The organism is Streptomyces bluensis (genome assembly GCF_014650715.1).
GTDB classification, from domain to species: Bacteria; Actinomycetota; Actinomycetes; order Streptomycetales; family Streptomycetaceae; genus Streptomyces; species Streptomyces bluensis.
On the sequence record NZ_BMVM01000027.1, the window covers coordinates 56,543 to 77,832 of the forward strand.

The 21,290-nt window shown below is 71.1% G+C and carries 14 protein-coding genes; 7 read left to right on the forward strand and 7 right to left on the reverse strand.

Features of this window, described 5'->3' with window-relative positions; all coding sequences use genetic code 11:
- Nucleotides 1-62: 62 nt before the first annotated feature.
- From fdhF to IE262_RS36715, 4 genes are all read right to left on the reverse strand, one after another.
- A complete protein-coding gene (fdhF, locus tag IE262_RS36700) occupies nt 63-2,750 on the reverse strand; it encodes a formate dehydrogenase subunit alpha (RefSeq protein ID WP_189879851.1) in 2,688 nt (895 codons plus the stop codon).
- On the reverse strand, nt 2,747-4,432 hold the full coding sequence (locus IE262_RS36705; protein ID WP_189879852.1) for an NAD(P)H-dependent oxidoreductase subunit E: 1,686 nt from the start codon (nt 4,430-4,432) through the stop codon (nt 2,747-2,749). The genes fdhF and IE262_RS36705 overlap by 4 nt, the downstream gene beginning before the upstream one ends.
- Nucleotides 4,433-4,668: 236 nt before the next feature.
- Nucleotides 4,669-6,090 (reverse strand): glycoside hydrolase family 43 protein, encoded by a 1,422-nt coding sequence (locus IE262_RS36710; protein ID WP_189879855.1) that lies wholly within the window; start codon nt 6,088-6,090, stop codon nt 4,669-4,671.
- A gap of 69 nt (nt 6,091-6,159) precedes the next feature.
- On the reverse strand, nt 6,160-7,584 hold the full coding sequence (locus IE262_RS36715) for a family 43 glycosylhydrolase (RefSeq protein ID WP_189879880.1): 1,425 nt from the start codon (nt 7,582-7,584) through the stop codon (nt 6,160-6,162).
- A gap of 369 nt (nt 7,585-7,953) precedes the next feature.
- Between IE262_RS36715 and IE262_RS36720 the strand changes: the two genes are divergently transcribed.
- Together IE262_RS36720 and IE262_RS36725 are read left to right on the forward strand one after the other, a co-directional pair.
- On the forward strand, nt 7,954-9,933 hold the full coding sequence (locus IE262_RS36720) for an elongation factor G (protein ID WP_229877883.1): 1,980 nt from the start codon (nt 7,954-7,956) through the stop codon (nt 9,931-9,933).
- A 127-nt stretch (nt 9,934-10,060) separates the two neighbouring features.
- Nucleotides 10,061-11,917 carry a cellulase family glycosylhydrolase gene (locus IE262_RS36725; RefSeq protein ID WP_373305224.1) on the forward strand — a complete coding sequence of 619 codons (1,857 nt, stop codon included), beginning with the start codon at nt 10,061-10,063 and terminating at the stop codon, nt 11,915-11,917.
- A 22-nt stretch (nt 11,918-11,939) separates the two neighbouring features.
- Here IE262_RS36725 and IE262_RS36730 read toward each other — a convergent pair whose 3' ends face one another.
- Complete coding sequence (locus IE262_RS36730) at nt 11,940-13,205, reverse strand: YncE family protein (RefSeq protein WP_189879881.1); 1,266 nt, start codon at nt 13,203-13,205, stop codon at nt 11,940-11,942.
- Between the two features lie 197 nt (nt 13,206-13,402).
- On the opposite strand from IE262_RS36730, the gene IE262_RS36735 reads away from it, so the two are divergent.
- Complete coding sequence (locus IE262_RS36735; protein WP_189879860.1) at nt 13,403-14,083, forward strand: TetR/AcrR family transcriptional regulator; 681 nt, start codon at nt 13,403-13,405, stop codon at nt 14,081-14,083.
- A gap of 27 nt (nt 14,084-14,110) precedes the next feature.
- Here the strand turns inward: IE262_RS36735 and IE262_RS36740 are convergent, their stop codons facing one another.
- Nucleotides 14,111-15,346 carry a glycosyltransferase gene (locus IE262_RS36740; protein WP_189879882.1) on the reverse strand — a complete coding sequence of 412 codons (1,236 nt, stop codon included), beginning with the start codon at nt 15,344-15,346 and terminating at the stop codon, nt 14,111-14,113.
- 127 nt (nt 15,347-15,473) lie between these two features.
- On the reverse strand, nt 15,474-17,228 hold the full coding sequence (locus IE262_RS36745; RefSeq protein ID WP_134042291.1) for an ABC transporter ATP-binding protein: 1,755 nt from the start codon (nt 17,226-17,228) through the stop codon (nt 15,474-15,476).
- A gap of 224 nt (nt 17,229-17,452) precedes the next feature.
- Between IE262_RS36745 and IE262_RS36750 the strand changes: the two genes are divergently transcribed.
- The 4 genes from IE262_RS36750 to IE262_RS36765 all read left to right on the forward strand — a co-directional run bounded on the left by IE262_RS36750 (nt 17,453) and on the right by IE262_RS36765 (nt 21,288).
- Nucleotides 17,453-18,541, forward strand: a complete 1,089-nt coding sequence (locus IE262_RS36750) for an S-(hydroxymethyl)mycothiol dehydrogenase (protein ID WP_134042288.1) — start codon at nt 17,453-17,455, stop codon at nt 18,539-18,541.
- Nucleotides 18,538-19,170 carry an MBL fold metallo-hydrolase gene (locus IE262_RS36755; RefSeq protein WP_189879862.1) on the forward strand — a complete coding sequence of 211 codons (633 nt, stop codon included), beginning with the start codon at nt 18,538-18,540 and terminating at the stop codon, nt 19,168-19,170. The genes IE262_RS36750 and IE262_RS36755 overlap by 4 nt, the downstream gene beginning before the upstream one ends.
- Before the next feature lie 298 nt (nt 19,171-19,468).
- Nucleotides 19,469-20,383, forward strand: a complete 915-nt coding sequence (locus IE262_RS36760; RefSeq protein ID WP_134042284.1) for an SDR family oxidoreductase — start codon at nt 19,469-19,471, stop codon at nt 20,381-20,383.
- Between the two features lie 122 nt (nt 20,384-20,505).
- Nucleotides 20,506-21,288 (forward strand): SDR family NAD(P)-dependent oxidoreductase, encoded by a 783-nt coding sequence (locus IE262_RS36765; protein ID WP_189879864.1) that lies wholly within the window; start codon nt 20,506-20,508, stop codon nt 21,286-21,288.
- The last annotated feature ends 2 nt before the right edge of the window (nt 21,289-21,290 follow it).

Here is a 21,290-nt window from a genome sequence, read left to right on the forward strand (position 1 = left end):
CCTGGCCCCGGCGGACGCACCGTCACGGCCCAGGCACCGCCGAGTGCCCCGGACCGCAGCCGTCACGGCGCGGCCACGCGGACCGCCGTGACCTTGTACTCCGGGCAGGACGTGACGGTGTCCGCGTGGTCGGAGGTGAGGCGGTTCACCCCGCTCGCGGGGAAGTGGAAGGAGCAGAAGACCTGGCCAGGGGCTGTCTGTTCGCTGACGCGGGCGATGAGCCGGGCCCGGCCGTGCCGGCTCTCCACCGTGACGTGCTCTTGGTCCCGCAGGCCGTACCTGGCGGCGTCGTCGGTGTGGACGTCCAGGAAATCGACGGGGTCGAGTGCGAGATTGCCGCCCCGCCGGGTCATGCTGCCGGAGTTGTAGTGCGCCCAGCGCCGCCCGGTGACCAGGAGCAGCGGATAGCGGCCGTCGGGCTGTTCGCCGGGCGGGAGGTAAGGGGCGGCGGACAGGTGGGCCCGGCCGTCCGGCGTGGCGAATCGCTCGGTGTACAGCTTCGCTGCTCCCGGGCGGCCGGGGTCCGGGCAGGGCCATGGAATGGCGCCCTCCCGGTCCAGTCGGTCGTGGGAGATTCCGGCGAAGACGGGCGCGAGCCGTCCGCACTCGGCGAGGGCGTCGGCGGGAGTCGCGCAGCCCAGGTCGACTCCCATCGCCGCGGCGAGCGCTCGTACGGTGTCGAAGTCGGTCCGCGCCTCTGCGAGCGGGGGCACGGCGGGACGGACACGCTGGAACCTGCGGTCGAAGTTGACGAAGGTGCCGTCCTTCTCCAGCCAGGAGGCGACGGGCAGGACGACGTCGGCGTGCCGGGCGGTCTCGGACAGGAACAGTTCGTTGCAGACGACGAGCGGGCAGACGTCCAGGGCCCGGGCCACCTGGTTGGCGTCGGGGTCGGTTGCGCAGACGTCCTCGCCGATGACCCACAACGCCCGCAGATCTCCGGCTCGTGCGGCGGCGAACATGTCCGGGATGCGCAGACCGGGCCGCTCCGGAACGGGGACGCCCCAGACGTCCTCCGCCCGTGCGCGGACGGCCGGGTCGGTGACCTTTCGGTATCCGGGCAGGACGTCCGGCAGAGCGCCCATGTCGGAGGCGCCCTGGACGTTGTTCTGGCCGCGCAACGGGTTCACCCCGTAGCCCCGGTCGCTGCCCACGGCGCCCCGCAGGATCGCCAGGTTGGCCAGGGACCGCACACCGTCGGTGCCATGGAGGTGCTCCGTGACGCCCAAGCCGTAGACGATGGCCGGCCGCTCGGCTCTGCCGTAGAGGCGTGCGGCGGCGACCAGGTCCGAAACGGGCACGCCGGTGATGTCCGCGACCCGGTCGGGCGGGTAGTCGCCCAGCAGCTCGGTGAGTTCCGGTAGCCCGGTGGCCCGTGCGCGCAGGAACTCCTCGTCGGTCAGCCCTTCGGCGAGCAGGACGTGGGCAAGCCCGTGGCACAGCGCGACGTTGGTGCCGGGGCGGGGCCGCAGGTGTATGTCCGCGTGCAGGGCGAGGCCGACCGCGCGGGGATCGGCGACGATCAGCTTGGCCCCGTGCAGCACGCGCCGCAGCAGACGTGCCCCGACCACCGGATGGGCCTCGACGGGGTTGGCCCCGACCACCAGCAGGCAGTCGGCCCGCTCGACATCGTCGAACGTGTCGGTGCCGCCGGAGAGCCCGAAGGAAGCGGTGAGGCCGGCGGCGGACGGGGAGTGGCAGAGCCGCGAGCAGTTGTCGACGTTGTTCGTGCCGATGACCACCCGCATGAACTTCTGCACGAGGTAGTTCTCCTCGTTGGTGGCACGGGCCGAGGAGATCGCCGCCACGGCGTCCGGGCCGCCCGCCCCCACGGCGGCCTGAAGCCCACGGGCGATGTGGTTCAGTGCCTCGTCCCAGCCGACCGCCTCCAGCGCGCCGCCGCGCCGCAGCAGGGGCCGGGTGAGCCGCTCGGGCGATGTACGGAATCCGTGAGCGAAGCGGCCCTTCACGCAGGCGTGCCCCTGGTTGACCGGGCCGTCCCGGGCGGGCAGCACCGCCGCGACGTCGCCGTCCTGGGTGACCACGTCGAGGGTGCAGCCCACGCCGCAGTAGCCACAGGTGGTGCGTGTCCGGGTAGCTGCGGGCTGGAACGCGGAGGTGAGCCCGCGGGCCGGTCCGGGCTGGGTGATCGCCCCTGTGGGGCAGGTGTCGACGCAGCCGCCGCAGGCCACGCAGTCCGACTCGGCCCAGGGCCCGCCGGTGCCGGGCGCCACGACGGTGTCGCTGCCCCGGCCGACCAGGGTGAGGGCGAAGGTGCCCTGCACTTCGGAGCACATCCGTACACACCGGCCGCAGGCGATGCACAGGTCCCGGTCCAGGTGGACGTAAGGGTGGGTGTCGTCCCCGCCCCGGCCTCCGGCACCCTGCGCCGCCTCGGGGCCGATCTCCATCGTCCGGCAGACATGGGCCAGTTCGCTGGGGTTGCCGTCGGCGAGGGCCCGGGGCGGCAGAGCGGAGACGATGACCTCCACCGCGTCCCGGCGCAGCCGCACGAGATCACTCGTCGCGGTCTCGATACGGGTACCGGAGGATGCCGGAGTGACACAGGCCGCCGCGATCCGCCCGTCGGCCCGTACGAGGCACGTGCGGCAGGACCCGGCGGGGCTGAACCGGTCGTCGGAGCAGAGCGCGGGCAGCTCGATCCCGGCCGCCCGCACTGCCGTCAGCAGCGACGCGCCCTCGGGCACATGGACGCCCGTGCCGTCGACCTCGACTGCGAATCCGGTCATTCGCCCCATCCCGCCAGTCGATCTCCGTAAGCGCGGGCAAGGCTGCGCACGGCAGGCGGGATACGCCGTCCGAAGGCACACAGGCTTGCCTCGGCCAGGACCCGCGACAGCCGTTCCCAGTCCTGGCCCGGCGGCGTTCCGGCGGACGACAGGTCCAGGCCACGACGCGAGCCGACCCGGCAGGGCGAACACGCTCCGCAACTCTCGGCGGCGGCGAACTCCCATACGTGGCGCAGCACTTCCTCCGGTGCCACGCGCTCATCGAAGGCGACCAGTCCGGCGTGGCCGAGTGCGGCGCCCCGGGCCGACAGTGCCGCCTCCGACAGCGGCACGTCCAGCGCGTCGGCGGCGAGGAAGCCGCCCAGCGGCCCCCCGACCTGGAGAGCGGCCGGCTCGGCGCCGTCCTTCAGACCACCACCCAACTCGGTGACGATCCGCCGCACCGGCGTGCCCAACTCGACCTCGTAGCAACCGGGCCGGGCGAACCGCTCGGAGAGACAGACCAGTTTGGTCCCCGTCTCGGCGGGTGTACCGCGCCGGGCGTACGCCTCGCCGCCGTGACGCACGATCCACGGCACGGCCGCCAGGGTCTCCACGTTGTTGACCACGGTCGGCGCATCCCACAGCCCGCGCTCGGTGGGATACGGCGGACGGGGCCGGGCGCATCCCCGGCCGCCCTCCAACCCCGCGATCAGCGCGGTCTCCTCACCGGCGACGTAGGAGCCGGCGCCCTCGACGATGCGGATGTCCAGGGAGGTGGCCGTCCCGTGCACCGAAGGCCCGAGATGCCCGTCGGCATACGCCTGGCGCACCGCTTCCCGCATCCGGGCCAGAGCGGCCGGGTACTCGGAGCGCACCAGCACGATGCCGCGACGGGCGCCGCACGCGAAACAGGCCAGGGCCAGACCCTCCAGCACGCGCCCCGGGTCGGCTTCCATCAGCAGCCTGTCAGCGTACGAACCCGGATCGCCTTCGTCGCCGTTGGCGACGACCACGGCGTCGGCCGCACGGCTGGTCGCCTCCCATTTCGCGGCCACCCGGAAACCCGCGCCGCCCCGCCCCCGGAGCCCGGATGCCGCCACCTGCCCGAGGACTTCCTCCGGACCGCCGGCCAGAACCGTCCCCGGCCACACCTGCCACGCCGGCGCACCGAAGAGCACACCGCCCAGCAGGACCGGGTCACCGGTGTCGTCGGCCACCGGGATCTCCGGCGCCGACGGTGGCTCCTGCCCGGCGAGCTGCCTGGCGAGGGTCGGACCGGTGCAGGGCACGTCGCCGTCGAGCGCGGCGGGCCCCGCATAGCAGTACCCCAGGCAACGTACGGGCTGCACAGAGGTCTCCCCGTCCAGGGTGGCGCGGCCCGCGGACACGTCCAGCGCGTGCTCCACCTCGTCGAGGTGCCGTCCGGCTCGCGCGGCGAAGCATGCCGTCGCGGCGCAGACTCGGATGTGACGGCGGCCATGCGGGGCGGCGAGGTCCGCGTAGTACGTGGCCGGTCCGAGCCCGGCGGCAGCGGGTAGTCCGACCTGGCCCGCGACAGCCGGCGCCCAGACCTCGGGGCCGTCCGCGGTCCCAGCCCTGGCCTCGGCCAGCGACTCGATCAACCTGCCGCCAGGTCGGCCACGCCGGTCGGCCAGAGCCCGGAACGCGTCGAAACGGTCGGCAGGAACGACGGGAACCATGCCTTCATCGTGGAGGTAGCGGGACGCGACTGCATCCCGGCGCCGACGCATCGCCGCCGCCCTGTCGACCGGACCGAGGCCGGCCGAACGGACGCACCGGGGCGCGCTCGGCCGGCTCCTCGCCTCCGGGACAGGGCCAGCAGCTCATCGCGCAGGCGGCCACCGCATCGCGGTTGGCCGCCGCGCGTGTGCAAGGAATGTGCGACGGCCACGGTCAGGGGCGCTTGCCGCGCAGGTCAGAGCGCCGCCACAGGCACGAACGAACTGTCCTGCCGGAAGAGATCCGTGCCGTCCGACGGGTCCACCCGCAGCTCGTAGTTGTAGTGGCGCAGGTAGTGGCCCGGGTAGTTGTACGACTCGAAGCGGAGGGAACCGGAGGCCGTGCCCGTCCGGGCGACGTACGTGGCGTCCCTGGCGAACACCGACGAGCCGTCGTTCGCATCGAAGCGGGCCCGGAAGTCCCAGTGCCGCAGATAGTTCCCGGCCGCGTCCCGGAACGAGAAGCCGTTCGAGTCGGCGAGGCCCGGCACCACCGTGAACGTCGACGCCTGCTTCTCCGCCGCGGAGCTGGAGGAGCTCACCACGGGCAGGTTGAGCAGCGACGACTGCTGCTGCCAGTAGCGGGTGGAGAAGTTGGCGGCACGGAAGGAGCGGGTGACCCCGGTGGGCAGGCTCGGTCCGCCCGACACCGTTTCCCTGATCACCGTGAAGTGCCGGGCCGTGCCCGAGATCCCCGGCAGCTTCTTCGGCGCCGTCCAGGTGGCGAACGTGTCGTAGCTGTCGCTGTAGTAGTAACTGCCGTCGCCGTAGCCGTCGAAGAAGATCCGCCAGCCGCCGTTGTCGAGCTGGATCAGCGCCGGCCCCTCACGGGTGCCGCCCCAGCCCGCCCAGTTCCCCGTCCTGCGGATCGTGTACGGGCCGTTCAGGCTGGAGGCGGTGGCGTACTCGATGTACTTCGTCGTCTCGTTCTTCGGGAACGCGTGGTACGTCGAGCCGATCCGCACGATGAACGTGTCGATGTGGTTGGCGCCGATCCCGGACAGGGCAATGGGTGAACTCCACGCGGTGAGTGAGGAGTTGGTCGCGCGCAGGCGGTACGGCGTGAAGATCCACTCGTCGTTCGTCGTCGAGCACGACACGATGACGTTCACACTGCCGTCGCTGTCGACGAACCACTCGGGCGCCCACGCCCGCGAGAGGTTCGCGATCGGGACCGTGTAGTCGTACAGGAACGTCCAGTTGACCCGGTTGGAACTGCGCGCGAAGCCGATCGTCGTGCTGGTGTCCTGCCAGGTGTGCGTAGTGTAGGTGATGTAGTAGTAGCCGTCCGTGTGCTTGAAGATGCTGGCGTCGCGGATGCGGTTACTGGGCGGCGTGTACGCGGACGACTGGACGAGCCGGAAGTCGGTCGCGTCGTCGGACTGGTAGACGTTCACGGTGCCGTCGTTGCTGTTGAGGAACGGCACGATCGTGTAGCGGGTGGCGGACCCGTTCGGCGGCGCGGCGGCCAGGGCGGTGCCCGGCATGCCCGGCAGTTCACCCAGGACGAGCGCCGAGGCGGGCAGCGCGGCCATGGCGCGCAGCAGGGTGCGGCGGGACGGCGTGAAGGGACGTCCGGATCTGTCCCGTGGGGATCCGTCCCGGTCGGCGGTGGTCATGTCGCGGCTCTCCTCAGTACGGCAGTACGGCAGTGCGGGGCAGTGCGGGCGGTACGGCTTGTGCCCGGCTCACTGGGTGTAGAAGGTGGCGTCGGCCCGGTCGGTCGCCGTGCTCAGGGCCTGGACGCCCAGCAGGTAGTCGTAGTGGCGGATGTAGCGGCCCGGGTAGTTGTACGACTCGTACGAGACCCCGGCGGAGTCCGCGAGGCCGGCCCGCGCGGTGAACGAGGCGTCGCCGCGGAACTGCGCCGTCCCGTCGTCCTTCTCCACCCACACCTCGAAGTTCTTGTGCCGCAGGTAGGAGCCGGGGAAGTTCGCCGACTCCAGCGAGACGGTGCCACTGCCCGCGAGACCGGTGACCACGCGGAACTGCGAGTCGGCCAGCGGGGAGACGCCCGCCTCGATCCGGGCGCGGTACTCCCAGTGCCGGATGAACCGGTCGGGGAAGTTGTACGACGACAGCCGGACCGGGGTGGGGCCGTCGGCGACCGGGATGCCGAAGTCGGGCGTGCCGTCGGCCTTCCAGTACAGCTTCTGGACGCGGGTGCGGCGGTTGGGGTCGTTGAGTGGGTCCCCGCTGATGTCCTTGTAACCGCGGTCGTGGTAGACGAGGACGTCCGACCTGCCGTCCTCGGACACCGTGAACGAGTTGTGCCCGGGACCGTACTGGCTGGTGGCGGCGTTGCTCGCGAAGACCGGGTTCGCGGTCTTCGCCCACGACGAGGCGTTGAGCAGGTTGGCGGAGGCGGACGCGGTCAGCAGGCCCATGCAGTAGTTGGCGTCGGTGGCGCTCGCCGAGAAGGTCATGAAGACCTTGCCGTTCCGCTGGATCACGGCCGGGCCCTCGTTGACGCGGTGGCCGATGGTCTCCCACGAGGCGGTCGGCGTGCTGATCCTGACCGGAGTGCCCGTGATGGTCCAGGGGTTCGACAGCCTCGCCAGGTAGAGGTTGGTGCCGCTGCCGACGGCCGGGTCGTTCTGTGCCCAGCACAGGTAGCGCGACCCGTTCACCACGAACGTCGTCGCGTCCAGGGAGAAGGTGTCGAGCGGCAGCGCGATACGGCCCTTCTCGGTCCACGCACCGGTGATCGGGTTGGCGGCGGCGCACTCCAGCACGTACGGCCGGATCTTCCAGACGTCGTTCGTGGCGCCGGCGGCGAAGTAGACGTACCACTTGCCGTCGATGAAGTGGATCTCCGGGGCCCAGATGTGGGCGCCCATCTCACCGGTCGCGTGCCTGGTCCAGATGGTGGTCTCGGCGGCCGAGGCCAGGCCCTGGATCGTGGTGGCGCGGCGCAGCACGATCCGGTCGTACGCGGGCACCGTGGCCGTGAAGTAGTAGTAGCCGTCGGTGTGCTTCCAGATGTGCGGATCGGCCCGCTGCTCGGCGATGGAGTTCGTGTACGTCACTCCGGGCGAGGCGGGGACGGCGGCGCGGGCGGTACCGGCCGAGACACCGGTGACGGTGGTGGCGGCGGCCGAGCCGGCGATCATGCCGAGGACCGTTCGACGGGTGAGCGCAGGTCTCACGGGCTTCTCCCTGGGGGCGGGGTTCACCGACTGCTGCCGGTATTTCGAACGTGGTTCGTAAGCTCGGCCAGAAGATAGGACCTGTGCATGACCACGTCAACGCTTCCGTCACAGGGGTTTCACGCAACACCGTTGACTGTTAATCCGTTGCGGCCAGGCGAAGCCCTCTGATCCACTGCACGGAACGAGACCCCGGAGGTCCCGGAGGTCCAGGAACCGGAGATCCCCGAGATCCCGGTGATCCCAGAGAGTGAGGAGCCGCCATGCGTCCTGCGTTCATGTCCACCCGACAGGAAATCCCCCTCACTCCAAAGGACATGACGCTCGGTGCACATGCTCAACCTGGGAATTCTCGCGCACATCGACGCAGGTAAGACCAGCCTGACCGAACGGCTTCTGCACGCCGTCGGTGTCATCGACGAGATCGGCAGCGTCGATGACGGGAACACCCAGACCGATTCCCTCGCGCTGGAACAGCGGCGCGGTATCACGATCAAGTCCGCCGTCGTCTCCTTCGAGATCGACGACGTGACGGTCAATCTGATCGACACGCCCGGCCATCCGGATTTCATCGCCGAGGTGGAGCGGGTGCTCGGTGTGCTCGACGGCGCCGTGCTCGTCGTCTCGGCCGTCGAGGGCGTCCAGGCGCAGACCCGCGTCCTGATGCGGACGTTGCAGCGGCTGCGCATCCCCACGCTGATCTTCGTCAACAAGATCGACCGCCGTGGAGCGCGCCCCGGGGAAGTCCTCCGGAACGTCTCCGCACGGCTGACCCCGGCGGTCGTCGCCATGGGTGAGGTGGGCCAGGCGGGGTCCCGAGACGCCCGCTTCACGCCCTTCGACGGCTACCGGCCCCGGCTCCTCGAACTGCTCGCCGAGCACGACGACGGACTGCTCGCCGCGTACGTCGACGACGAGGTGACCGTCCCGTACGACCGCCTGCACACCGAACTGGCCGCGCAGACCGCGCAGGCCCTGGTCCACCCGGTGTTCTTCGGCTCCGCCATCACGGGCGCGGGCATCGGGGAACTCGTCGCGGGCGTCCGCCAGTTGCTCCCGTGCGCCAAGGGTGACGCGGAGGGGCCGCTCTCCGGCACCGTCTTCAAGGTCGAACGCGGGGCGGCGGGGGAGAAGATCGCGTACGTACGCATGTTCTCCGGCACCCTGCGGACGCGGGAGCGCATCACCTTCCGGGACGGCGAACCGGAGGGCAGGGTCACCGCGATCGACGTGTTCGAGCGCGGCTCGGCCGTCCGGGCGGCGGCCGTCGCGGCGGGGCGGATCGCGAGACTGCGGGGCCTTGCCGACGTCCGGATCGGGGACGCCATCGGTGTTCCCCGCAAAGGAACCGACGAGCACCATTTCGCACCGCCGACCCTGGAAACGGTCGTCGTTCCCGTGCGTTCCCGCGACAAGGGCGCCCTGCACACCGCGCTCACCCAGCTCGCCGAACAGGACCCGCTGATCAATCTGCGGCACGACGGAATCCGCCAGGAGATCTCCGTGTCGCTCTACGGCGAGGTGCAGAAGGAGGTCATCCAGGCCACCCTGGCCGACGCGTTCGGTCTCGACGTCACCTTCCGTGAGACCACACCCCTCTGCGTCGAGCGGCTGACCGGCACCGGTGCGGCCGTCGAGTTCAACAAGAAGGACGGGAACCCCTTTCTCGCGACGGTCGGACTGCGCGTCGATCCGGCGCCCGTCGGCTCCGGGGTGGAGTTCCGGCTGGAGGTCGAACTCGGGTCGATGCCGTACGCGTTCTTCAAGGCGGTCGAGGACACCGTGCGCGAGACGCTGACCCAGGGAGTTCACGGCTGGCAGATCCCCGACTGCACGGTCACCATGACGCACTCCGGCTACTCACCCCGGCAGAGCCACGCCCACCAGAGGTTCGACAAGAGCATGTCGAGCACGGGCGCGGACTTCCGCGGACTCACCCCGCTGGTGCTGACGACCGCGCTGCTGCGGGCCGGCACCCGTGTGCACGAGCCGCTGCACCGCTTCCGGCTGGACGTCCCGGCGGACACGCTCGGCGCGATCCTGCCCGTGCTGGCGAAGCTGCGCGCCGTGCCGCGGTCCACCAGGACGCTTGGCCCGGTGGCCGTGCTGGAGGGGTGGGTGCCGGCCGCGCAGGTGCACGGACTGGAGCAGCGGCTGCCGGGGCTCACGCGCGGTGAGGGCGAGCTGGAGTCCGTCTTCGACCACTACGCCCCCGTCGTTCCCGGTGCCGTACCGGAGCGGCCGCGTACCGACCACAACCCGCTCGACCGGGGGGAGTACCTGCTGAACCTGACCAGGCGGGTGGCTACCTGACCGGATAAGCGACGGCAAGCAACTCGCCTTAGCCATAAGGTACTTACTCGCGAGTCAGATAGTCTTGACGCCTCGCGTGGTCGTTGCGACGGTAGGGGCCATGTCGAATGTGGTGTCCATGTCAAGAATGCGTACGCGTTGGCTCGGTGTCCTCGTCCTCGTCACCGGCCTCCTGTCCACGGCGGGCTCCCAGCCCGCCACCGCTCTCCCCGACGAACTCTGGTTCGACGCCCCCGCCGCGGCCACCCTCACCGTCGAGAACGGCCGCTTCACCGACGGTCTCGGCCGCGAGGTCGTCCTGCGCGGCTACAACGTCTCCGGCGAGACGAAACTGAAGGAGAACAACGGACTGCCCTTCGCCTCGGTCGCGGACGCCAGGAAGTCCGCGACCGCGCTGAGGGCGCTCGGCGGCGGCAACTCGGTCCGCTTCCTGCTCTCCTGGGCGTACGCGGAGCCCGTGCGCGGCCAGGTCGACACGGCCTACCTGGCCGCCGCGACCGACCAGATGCGCGCGTTCCTGGACGCGGGCATCCGCGTGTATCCCGACTTCCACCAGGACCTCTACTCCCGCTGGCTGTTCGACCCGGACAGCTGGTACACCGGCGACGGCGCCCCCAAGTGGGCGGTCGACCTCGGCGACTACCCCGACGAGTACTGCGGAATCTGCCCGTTCTGGGGTCAGAACATCACCTCCAACGAGGCCGTGAAGCAGGCGACGTACGACTTCTGGCACAACGAGTACGGCCTCCAGGACGCCTTCCTCGACACCGCCCAGAAGACGATGGCGTACGTCAAGCAGAACCTCACGGCGACCCAGTTCGCGGGCGTCGTCGGCTTCGACCCGTGGAACGAGCCGCACGCGGGCACCTACGACTCGGGCCAGACCAGCCGGGCGTGGGAGAAGGACGTCCTGTGGTCGTTCTACGTCAAGTTCCGCTCCCGTATGGACGCGGCGGGCTGGCAGGCCAAGCCGGCCTTCGTCGAACCGAACCTCTTCTGGAACGCCAACCTCGACTTCCAGAAGCAGGAGGGCGGACTGCTCGACGCGGGCACGATGGGCCCGCGCTTCGTCTTCAACACCCACTTCTACGACCAGAAGGCCATCTCCGGCGTCTTCATGTGGGGCAAGGCGGAGGACGGCCAGTACGCCGGCGACTTCGGCACGGTGCGCGACCGGGCGTCCGCCGCCGGGACGGCCGGCATCATCAGCGAGTTCGGGCACCCGCTCACCGGGTCCGTCTCCGACAAGGCGCCGACGGTCTACAAGGCCATGTACCAAGCCCTCGACTCCCGGGTGAAGGGAGCGAACTGGTGGTCGGACCCGGCGGGTTCCGGCCCCGTCCTGTCGGGCTCCCAGTGGCAGTGGGACATCTACAACGGCCGCCACCGCGAGCTGATGAACGACAACCCGGACAAGGCGCAGACCGAGGGCGACGCCTGGAACGGCGAGGACCTGTCCGCGGTACGCCTCGACGACTCGGGCAAGGCCGTACTGCGCCAGGACGCACGGTTGCTGGACCGCGTCTACCCGAGCGCCACCGCGGGCCGCTCGGTCGCGTTCACCTATGAGGACCGGTCACGGGACGGCTCCACGACGCTGACCTGGAACCCGGTGCCGAACTCCCTGCCGAACGTCAAGCAGCTCGTGGGCTCGGGCCAGTACGCGCTGCTGGTGTGGCGCTCCGACGGCAGCTCCGAGCCGACGGAACTGCACCTCCCGGCGTCCTTCCCGAACGCGTCGACCACCGTGGTCTCCGACCTCGGCACGACGGCGAACCCGCCCGCGTACACCCGCACCACCCCGATCGCCACCGCGGCCGAGCCCGGCGGCACCGGCAGCCGCCGGCTGCTGCTCACCGCCGCCGACTCGGGCACGCTGCACTACGCCCTGGTCACCAACGGCGCGACAGCCCCGTCCGAGTCGCTGCTGAGCGCGGCACGGACGGAGCTGTCGTCGTGGACGGCCTCGGAGTTCAACCAGTAGGCCGCTCCGAGGCGGAGGTGGATCAGTCGGCGGCCGGTCCCGTCCAGTTGGCAGGCACGTGCGCCAGCCGGACACGCTGGGGGTGGTCGCCGACCGCCACGGACACCGTCTTCTTGCCGGTGGCGAAGTCGATCGCCGTGACCTGGTCGGCGCCGCTCTCGGAGACCACGCAGGACTTGCCGTCACCGCTCACGGTCGCCCAGTACGGCTTGGAGGCGGTGACGAGCGGGCCCTCCTGGAGGGTGGCGCGGTCGACGACGACCGCGTAGTCGTCCATCGTGCCCGCGACGCACAGCTTCGTGCCGTCGGGCTTCATCGATATGCCGTGGTGGCGTGAGTCGTTGACCCAGGTGGTGCGGTCCGTGCTGGTCGCCGGGTTCTTCGGCAGCTCCTTGGTACGGGTGATCTTGTCCGTGGCGACGTCGTACTCGAAGAAGCCGTTGAAGAACGACACCTGGAAGTACAGCTTCGACTCGTCCGGGCTGAACGTGGCCGGGCGGACCGCGTCCGAGTAGTCGGAGAGACCGATCGCGTTGAGCCGCTCCCGCATGTCGATGACCTTGACCTGCTTGAACGTGGACGCGTCGACGACGGTGATCTTGCGGTCGCCCTTCGTCCAGTCCAGCCACGGTTCGTCGAGCGCCGTGGTGACGTCGCCGATCGCCATGTTCCAGATGTACTTGCCGTCGCTGGTGAAGATGTTCTCGTGCGGCTTGTCGCCCGTGGCGAACGAACCCACCTGTTTGCCCGTGTTGATGTCCAGCACGTGCACGGTGTTGGAGGTGGAGGCCGAGACGGCGACCCGCTTGCCGTCGGGGGAGACCGCCATGTGGTCGGCGCGGAAACCCGACACCGGGAAGCGCCAGTTGATGTCGCCCGAGGCCAGGTCGATCGAGACCACGTCGGCGAAGCTCGGGCGGGAGACCACCATCGACGTGCCGTCGGGGGTGGAGTACATGTCGTCGACGAACTGGTCGTGGCCCTCGCCCACGCTGCTGCGGATGGTCATGAAGGCGATCCACTTGATCGGATCGGCGTTGATCTCCGCCATCCGCTCGTCCTTGTCCGGGATCACGTTGACCCGGCCGATCTTGGCGAAGTCGCCCGAGGACCTGATGACGTCGGCGGTGCCGTCCCAGTTGTTGCCCACGAACATCACCTCCCGCAGATCGGCGGACGCGGCCGGGGCGGCCGACGCGGACGCCGTGGCCCCCGCGGTCAGGGCGAGGGCGGCGGCGACCGCGCACAGGTGACGGGTTCTCATACGACGCGTTCCGGAGGCGGGCATGGGTCGTTCCTCCTGCTCGGTGGGGGTCACAGCAAGGCGGCTCATGGCGGCGTGGAGTCTGAACACGCCGCCTTTCAGAATGAACTTACTGGAAAGTAAGGAAGGGGCGGTGGTCAACACAAGAGCGCGGACACGACAAAATTGAGCGACGGCGCCGAACCGGATCCGAGGGCCGTCGCGCGTGAGAGGGGAACGGGGTGACGGGCAGGCTCAAGCAGCCGACCGGTCGTTACGGGGGCAGGTCCGCCGAGGAGCGCCAGGCAGAAAGACGCCGACGCTTCCTCGACGCCGCTCTCCAGCTCTTCGGCGACAGCCCGGGGTTCCGTGGCGCGACCGTGGCGGGCCTGAGTGAGGCGGCGGGTCTGTCGACCCGTCAGTTCTACGAGCAGTTCCACACCCTGGAGGACGCCCTGGCCGCCCTTCACCTCCAGGTCAACGACTGGGCGGAGGAGGCCGCGCTGGCCGGGCTCGCCGCCGCGCGGGGACAGTCGGTCACCGTGCGTGCCACGGCGGCCTTCCGTGCCTACGCCGCCAACGTCACCGGTGACCCGCGCCGGCTGCGCATCACCTTCATCGAGATCAACGGCGTCAGCCCGCGACTGGAACGGCAGCGCCTGGAACGCCGCGCCCGCTGGGTCGACTTCATCTGCGCGGAGGCGGCCGCGGCCGCCGAACGGGGCGAGGCGGCCCGGCGTGACTACCGCATCGCGGCCGCCGCCTTCATCGGCAGCGTCAACGGCCTGCTGCACGACTGGCAGGCGGGCTGGGTGGACGCGAGCCTCGACGAGGTGGTCGACGAACTCGTCCGGCTGCTCCTCGGGATACTCCGGCCGCCGGGGTGGGAGGTGTGCGACGGGCGCACCGACTCCGGGCCCTGACGCGCGGCCGAACCCACCGGCAGGCGATCACGCGGAGGCGGCGACGCGCCGCACCGCGGCGAGGACCGGCGCCACCGCGTCCTCGCCACGGACGTGCTCGGCGAGAGCTCGTGCGCGCTGCCCGTACGAGGAGTCGGCCGTCGCCTCCCGCAGCGCCGCGGCCAGCGCCCCGGAGGTGAGGCCGCGCAGCGGCACGGCCCGGGGTGCCACTCCGAGCGCCACGAGCCGGGCGGCCCAGAAGCCCTCGTCGAACTGGACGGGCACGGGCACCGCCGGCACGCCCGCGCGCAGCCCCGCCGCTGTCGTGCCCGCACCTCCGTGATGCACCACCGCCGCCATGTGCGGGAACAGCAGGGAGTGGGGGACCTCGCCGATGGTGAGCATGTCGTCGCCGTCACCGCGCAGTTCGCCCCAGCCCCGCTGGATCACCCCGCGCAGCCCGGCCGCCCGCAGCGCCCGTACGACCTGACCGCTCAGCCGCTCGGCGTCGGGCACGGTGGCGCTGCCCAGACCCACGAAGACCGGGGGAGGCCCGGCGCCCAGGAAGTCCCGCAGCTCCTGCGGCAGTTGACTTTCCCGGTCGTACGGCCACCAGTAGCCGACGACGTCCAGCCCGGCCCGCCAGTCGCGGGGCCGGGACACCATCAGCGGGCTGAAACCGTGGAGCACGGGCCAGCCCCGCCGTTCATGGGCCTTGCGGACGGTCCCGAGACCGGCCCGGGGCAGACCGAGCCGGGCCCGCAGATCCCGTACCGTCTCGGCGAAGACCCGCTCCACGGCCAGGGTCACACCGTGCCCGGCCGCCCGGTTCAGCACCGGGCCCCAGGAACGGGTGCCGGTCAGCGGTGGCGCGAACTCCCTTGTCGGAGCCAGCGGTTGCAGGTACACGCCCATGCTCGGCAGCGACAACCCCTCGGCGACGGCATGCCCGAGCGGCCCGAGGGCTCCGGACAGCAGCAGGACATCACTGATGCGGGCGGCGGCCAGGACGTCGTCGGCCATCTGCCCGGCGAGCCTGCGGGCCATCTCCACCACGCGGACCAGCTTTCCGGCACCCGTGGCGCTGCGGTGCAGCCCGCGCCCGCGCTGCGACTCCAACTCGGCCCGGGGATCGACGGGCAGCGCGTGGAACCGCACCCCGGACCCCTCCACCAGCGGCTCGAAACGCCCGTGCGTCACCAGGGTGACGTCATGTCCCGCCCGCGCCAGTCCGTGTCCCAGTCCGGTGTACGGGGCCACGTCGCCCCGTGAACCGGCCGTCATGATCGCTACCCGCACACCGGCCAGTATGGCGGCGTACGCGTGACGCTGTCCGGTGCGACGGGCCGCACGTCCGAAAGCGTCCCCCCGGCTTCCGAAAGAGTTCGCCACGTGAAGGAAGAGCTTCGGTTCAGGCGGTGGCGAGGAACTGGGTGGCCGCCAGTTCGGCGTAGAGCGGGTCGGCGGTCACGAGTTCCCGGTGGGTGCCGACCGCCCGTACCCGGCCCGCGTCCATGACGACGATGCGGTCGGCCATCGTCACCGTGGACAGCCGGTGCGCGACGACGAGCACCGTGGTCGTCCGGGCGACATCGGCGACCGTGTCCCGCAGCGCCGCCTCGTTGACCGCGTCGAGCTGCGAGGTCGCCTCGTCGAGGAGCAGCAGACGCGGGCGGCGCAGCAGGGCGCGGGCGATGGCGACGCGCTGACGCTCGCCACCGGAGAGCTTGGTGCCGCGATGCCCGACGAGGGTCTCAAGCCCCTGAGGAAGCTTCGCGACCAGTCCGTCCAGGCGCGTCGTCTTCAGCACGCGCGTGAGCTCGCCCTCGTCCGCGTCCGGGTTGCCCAGCAGCAGGTTGTCCCGCAGCGAGCCCGACAGCACGGGCGCGTCCTGCTCCACATAACCGATCGCGGACCGCAGCCGGGGCAGCTCCCAGTCGGTGACATCACGGCCGTCGAGCGTGATGACGCCGGCCTCGGGGTCGTAGAACCGCTCGATGAGGGAGAACACCGTCGTCTTGCCCGCGCCCGACGGACCCACGAACGCGGTCATGCCCCGCGCCGGCACCGCGAAGGTCACGCCGTGGTGGACGTACGGCAGGTCCTCGGCGTACCGGAAGCGGACGTCCTCGAAGGCGAGCGCGGCGGGCTCGGCGCCGGGGGAGGGCAACGGCGCGGGCCGGGAGGCCGGTTCGGCGGGCAGCCGCTGCGCCTCCTGGATGCGGGCGAGCGCGGCGGCCCCGGTCTGGTACTGGGTGAGGGCGCCGACGACCTGCTGGATCGGCGACATCAGATAGAAGACGAACAGCAGGAACGCCACCAGGGTGCCCACGTCGATCGCGCCCGTCGCGACCCGGCCCCCGCCCACCGCGAGCACGGTGATGAAGGCGATCTGCATCGAAAGACCGGCCGTGTTGCCCGCCGCCGCCGACCACTTGGCGGCCCGCACGCTCTGCCGCCACGACTCCTCGGCCGCCTCGTGGATCCTCTCCTCCTCGCGATGCTCGGCACCGGACGCCTTGATGGTGCGCAGCGCGCCGAGGATCCGCTCCAGGGAGGCGCCCATCGCGCCGACGGCGTTCTGCGCCTCACGGCTGGCCCGGTTGATGCGCGGCACGATCACGCCGAGCACGGTGCCCGCTACCAGGATCACGCCGACGGTGACCGCGAGCAGCACCGGGTCGACCAGACCCATCATGACGACGGTCGCGACGAGCGTGAGCCCGCCGGTGCCGAGGCCCACCAGCGAGTCCGTCGTGACCTCGCGCAGGAGCGTGGTGTCCGAGGTGATGCGGGCCATGAGATCGCCCGGCTCACTCCGGTCCACGGCGGCTATCCGCAGCCGCAGCAGATACGACGACAGGGTGCGCCGCGCCCCGAGCACCACGGACTCGGCGGTGCGCCGCAGTACGTACGCCCCCAGCGCGCCGATGGCCGCGTTGGCGATCACCAGTCCCGACATGAGGAGCAGCGCCCCGGTGATGGGCCGGTCGTGCGACAGGTCGTCGATCAACTCCCGTGCCACCAGCGGCAGCGCCAGCCCGCTGGCGCCCGTGGCGAGCGCCAGCAGCGCGCCCAGCAGCAGTGTCCACCGGTGCGGTCGTACGTACCCGAGCAGCAGCCGCCACGCGGGCTGCTGCTCGGTCTCTGTCTCCTGTGCGCTCACGTCGCTCCTCGCGAGGGAGTGGGGCGGAGCGATCAGGTTACGTGGGGCAGGGGGCGCGGCCGTAGCGGTTTTGCGAACGGGGCCGTTTCCTCGCGGGCCTCTCCAGCGGCCGTTCCCCAGCCCTCCGCCGCCGTTCCCCGGCCGTCCGCCGTTGAGTCACATCCCCTACCGATCAGTCACGCGTAGGGTCGGTAGCGAACCACCGACCGACGGAAGGGCCCACCATGGCGCAGGAAGTACGCGGGGTGATCGCACCGGGCAGGAACGAGCCGGTGCGGATCGAGACGATCCTCGTACCGGATCCCGGTCCGGGCGAGGCCGTGGTGAAGGTGCAGGCCTGCGGCGTGTGCCACACCGACCTGCACTACAAGCAGGGCGGCATCAACGACGACTTCCCCTTCCTGCTCGGCCATGAGGCGGCCGGCGTCGTGGAGTCGGTCGGCGACGGCGTCACCGACGTCGCGCCCGGAGACTTCGTGATCCTCAACTGGCGTGCCGTGTGCGGCACCTGCCGCGCATGCCGGCGCGGACGGCCCTGGTACTGCTTCGCCACGCACAACGCCGAGCAGAAGATGACCCTCTCCTCGACGGGTCAGGAACTGTCCCCGGCCCTGGGCATCGGCGCCTTCGCGGAGAAGACGCTCGTCGCGGCCGGACAGTGCACCAAGGTCGACCCGGCCGCCTCACCGGCGGTGGCCGGACTGCTCGGCTGCGGCGTGATGGCCGGCATCGGCGCCGCCATCAACACCGGCAACGTGGGCCGCGGCGACAGCGTCGCCGTCATCGGCTGCGGCGGCGTCGGCGACGCCGCCATCGCCGGGTCCCGGCTGGCCGGCGCCGAGAAGATCATCGCCGTCGACATCGACGACCGGAAGCTGACCACCGCCAAGAACATCGGCGCCACGCACACCGTCAACTCCCGCGAGACCGACCCCGTCGAGGCCATCCGCGAGCTGACCGGCGGCTTCGGCGCCGATGTCGTCATCGAGGCGGTCGGCCGCCCGGAGACGTACCAGCAGGCGTTCTACGCCCGCGACCTGGCCGGCACGGTCGTCCTGGTCGGTGTACCGACACCCGAGATGAAGCTGGAACTGCCGCTGCTGGACGTCTTCGGACGCGGCGGTGCCCTGAAGTCGTCCTGGTACGGCGACTGTCTGCCGGACCGCGACTTCCCGATGCTGATCAACCTGTACCTCCAGGGCCGTCTGGACCTGGAGGCGTTCGTGACGGAGACCATCCAGCTCGACGAGGTGGAGAAGGCGTTCGAGCGGATGCACGCCGGTGACGTCCTGCGCTCGGTGGTGACGCTGTGACCGACGCACGCATCGAACACCTCGTCACCTCCGGCCAGTTCACGCTCGACGGCGGCCACTGGGACGTCGACAACAACGTGTGGATCGTCGGCGACGACCGCGAGGCGATCGTCATCGACGCCGCCCACGACGCGGACGCCATCGCCGAGGCGTTGGGGGACCGGCGGTTGCTGGCCATCGTGTGCACCCACGCCCACAACGACCACATCGACGCCGCGCCCGCCCTGGCCGAGCGCACCGGCGCCACGATCTGGCTCCACCCCGACGACCTGCCGCTGTGGAAGCAGACCCACCCCGACCGCCTCCCCGACAACCGGCTGGCCGACGGCCAGGTCATCGAGGTGGCCGGCACCGAACTCACCGTCCTGCACACCCCGGGCCACGCCCCGGGCGCCGTCTGCCTCCACGCCCCCGGACTGGGCACCGTCTTCACCGGTGACACCCTCTTCCAGGGCGGTCCGGGCGCCACCGGACGCTCGTACTCCCACTTCCCGACGATCATCGACTCGATCCGCGACCGGCTGCTCGTGCTCCCGCCCGAGACGGTCGTCCGCACCGGACACGGCGAGTCCACGACGATCGGCGCCGAGGCACCCCACCTCGACGCGTGGATTGCCCGCGGGCACTGACCGACCCGCGGACGAGGCGGACGAGGCGGACGAGGCGTACGACTGACGGGCCGGGGCCGGGCCGCCGCGAAGGCATGGCGGCCCGGCCCCGGCCCTCCCCGACCACCGGCACGGCTCCAGGAAACTCCGAAGCCGCCAGGAAACCCGAAGCTGTCGGGAAACCCGAAGCTGTCGGGAAAGCCGAAGCTGTCGGGAAAGCCGACAGAAGGTGTCCAGTTTCCACGACACCCTCGAAGAGACACCGGTTCCGGAGCCGGTGTTCGCCAGGGTGGCGGTTCACAGACACTGGAGGTCGTACATGGCAGGGCTGTTGCAGGGCAGGGTCGCACTGGTCGCGGGGGCGACGCGCGGGGCCGGGCGCGGGATCGCCGTGGAACTGGGGGCCGCCGGGGCCACCGTGTACGTCACCGGCCGCAGCACCCGCGAACGGCGCTCGGAGTACGACCGGCCGGAGACCATCGAGGACACCGCCGACCTCGTCACCGCGGCGGGCGGGCACGGGATCGCCGTACCCACCGACCACCTGGACCCGGACCGCGTCCGGGCACTCGTGGACCGTATCGCCGACGAACAGGGGCGCCTGGACGTCCTCGTCAACGACATCTGGGGCGGCGAACTGCTCTTCGCGTGGGACACCCCCGTCTGGGAACACGATCTCGACAAGGGCCTGCGGCTGCTGCGGCTCGCCGTCGAGACGCACGCGATCACCCTCCACCACGCCCTGCCCCTGCTGCTGCGCCGGCCCGGCGGCCTGGTGGTGGAGATGACCGACGGCACCGCCGAGTACAACCGCGGCACCTACCGCAACTCCTTCTTCTACGACCTCGCCAAGTCGTCCGTCCTGCGCATGGGTTTCTCCCTGGGGCACGAACTCGGCCCGCGCGGCGCCACCGCCGTGGCCCTCACTCCCGGTTGGCTCCGCTCGGAGATCATGCTGGAGGGCTTCGGTGTCACCGAGGACACCTGGCGGGACGCCCTGGAGCGGGTCCCCCACTTCTGCATCTCCGAGACCCCGCGCTATGTCGGCCGGGCCGTCACGGCCCTGGCCGCGGACCCGGACGTCGCGCGCTGGAACGGTGAGTCGCTCTCCAGCGGTGGCCTCGCCCAGGTGTACGGCTTCACCGACCTCGACGGCAGCCGCCCCGACGCCTGGCGCTACATCGTCGAGGTCCAGGACGCGGACAAGCCGGCGGACGCGACGGGGTACCGCTGACCACCGTCCGGCGGACGCCGAGCAAGTACGTTCGGCCCATGAACCCCATGAACCCCATGAACCCGATGGATCCGACGCATCCGGCGCATCCGAGGGGGCATCAGGCCCCTCCGGACAGCCCGATGAAGCGCTTCGAAGGGTACGGGGTCCTCATCACGGGCGCGGCCCGCGGTATCGGCGCGGCCACCGCCCGGCGGCTGGGCGCGGAGGGCGCCCGCGTGCTCGTCACCGACCTGGATCTGGACGCGGCGGAGAAGACGGCCGCGGACCTGCGCGAGCGCGGGCTGACGGCCGAGGCGTACGGGTGTGACGTGGGCGACCGGTCGTCGGTGGAGGCGGCCGTCGCGTACGCCGTGGACGCCTTCGGCTCGCTCGACGTGCTGGTCAACAGCGCGGCCCGCTGCACGCCCGACGTCCCGCTCTTCGAGGACGGGCCCGATGAGGTGTGGGAGCGCGACCTCGACCTCACTCTGACCGGCGCGTACCGCTGCTGTCGCGCGGCGCTCCCGCACCTGGTGGCCTCGGGGCGCGGCGCGATCGTCACCATCGGTTCCGTGAACGGCATCCAGGACTTCGGCAACCACGCCTACAGCGCCGCGAAGGCCGGGCTGATGTCGCTGACCCGTACCCTCGCCGGGCACGCGGCGCCGCGCGGGGTCCGCGTCAACCTGGTGGCGCCGGGCACGGTCCGCACCTCGGCGTGGGAGGGCCGCGCCGCCGAGCTCGACTCGGTGGCGCGGGTCTACCCGCTGGGGCGGGTCGGCGAGCCGGAGGACATCGCGGCGGCGGTCGCGTTCCTCGCCTCACGGGACGCGGCCTGGATCACGGGGACGACCCTGTGTGTGGACGGCGGTCTGCTGGCGGTCAACACCGCGTTCCATGAGGCGATACGGCCACTGCCGTGACG

Bases quoted from the DNA above. Each gene is read 5' to 3' on its own strand.
- fdhF (WP_189879851.1), bottom strand. From the start codon at position 2,750: ATGACCGGATTCGCAGTCGAGGTCGACGGCACGGGCGTCCATGTGCCC.
- IE262_RS36705 (WP_189879852.1), bottom strand. From the start codon at position 4,432: ATGGTTCCCGTCGTTCCTGCCGACCGTTTCGACGCGTTCCGGGCTCTG.
- IE262_RS36710 (WP_189879855.1), bottom strand. From the start codon at position 6,090: ATGACCACCGCCGACCGGGACGGATCCCCACGGGACAGATCCGGACGT.
- IE262_RS36715 (WP_189879880.1), bottom strand. From the start codon at position 7,584: ATGATCGCCGGCTCGGCCGCCGCCACCACCGTCACCGGTGTCTCGGCC.
- IE262_RS36720 (WP_229877883.1), top strand. From the start codon at position 7,954: ATGCTCAACCTGGGAATTCTCGCGCACATCGACGCAGGTAAGACCAGC.
- IE262_RS36725 (WP_373305224.1), top strand. From the start codon at position 10,061: ATGCGTACGCGTTGGCTCGGTGTCCTCGTCCTCGTCACCGGCCTCCTG.
- IE262_RS36730 (WP_189879881.1), bottom strand. From the start codon at position 13,205: ATGCCCGCCTCCGGAACGCGTCGTATGAGAACCCGTCACCTGTGCGCG.
- IE262_RS36740 (WP_189879882.1), bottom strand. From the start codon at position 15,346: ATGACGGCCGGTTCACGGGGCGACGTGGCCCCGTACACCGGACTGGGA.
- IE262_RS36750 (WP_134042288.1), top strand. From the start codon at position 17,453: ATGGCGCAGGAAGTACGCGGGGTGATCGCACCGGGCAGGAACGAGCCG.
- IE262_RS36760 (WP_134042284.1), top strand. From the start codon at position 19,469: ATGGCAGGGCTGTTGCAGGGCAGGGTCGCACTGGTCGCGGGGGCGACG.
- IE262_RS36765 (WP_189879864.1), top strand. From the start codon at position 20,506: ATGAAGCGCTTCGAAGGGTACGGGGTCCTCATCACGGGCGCGGCCCGC.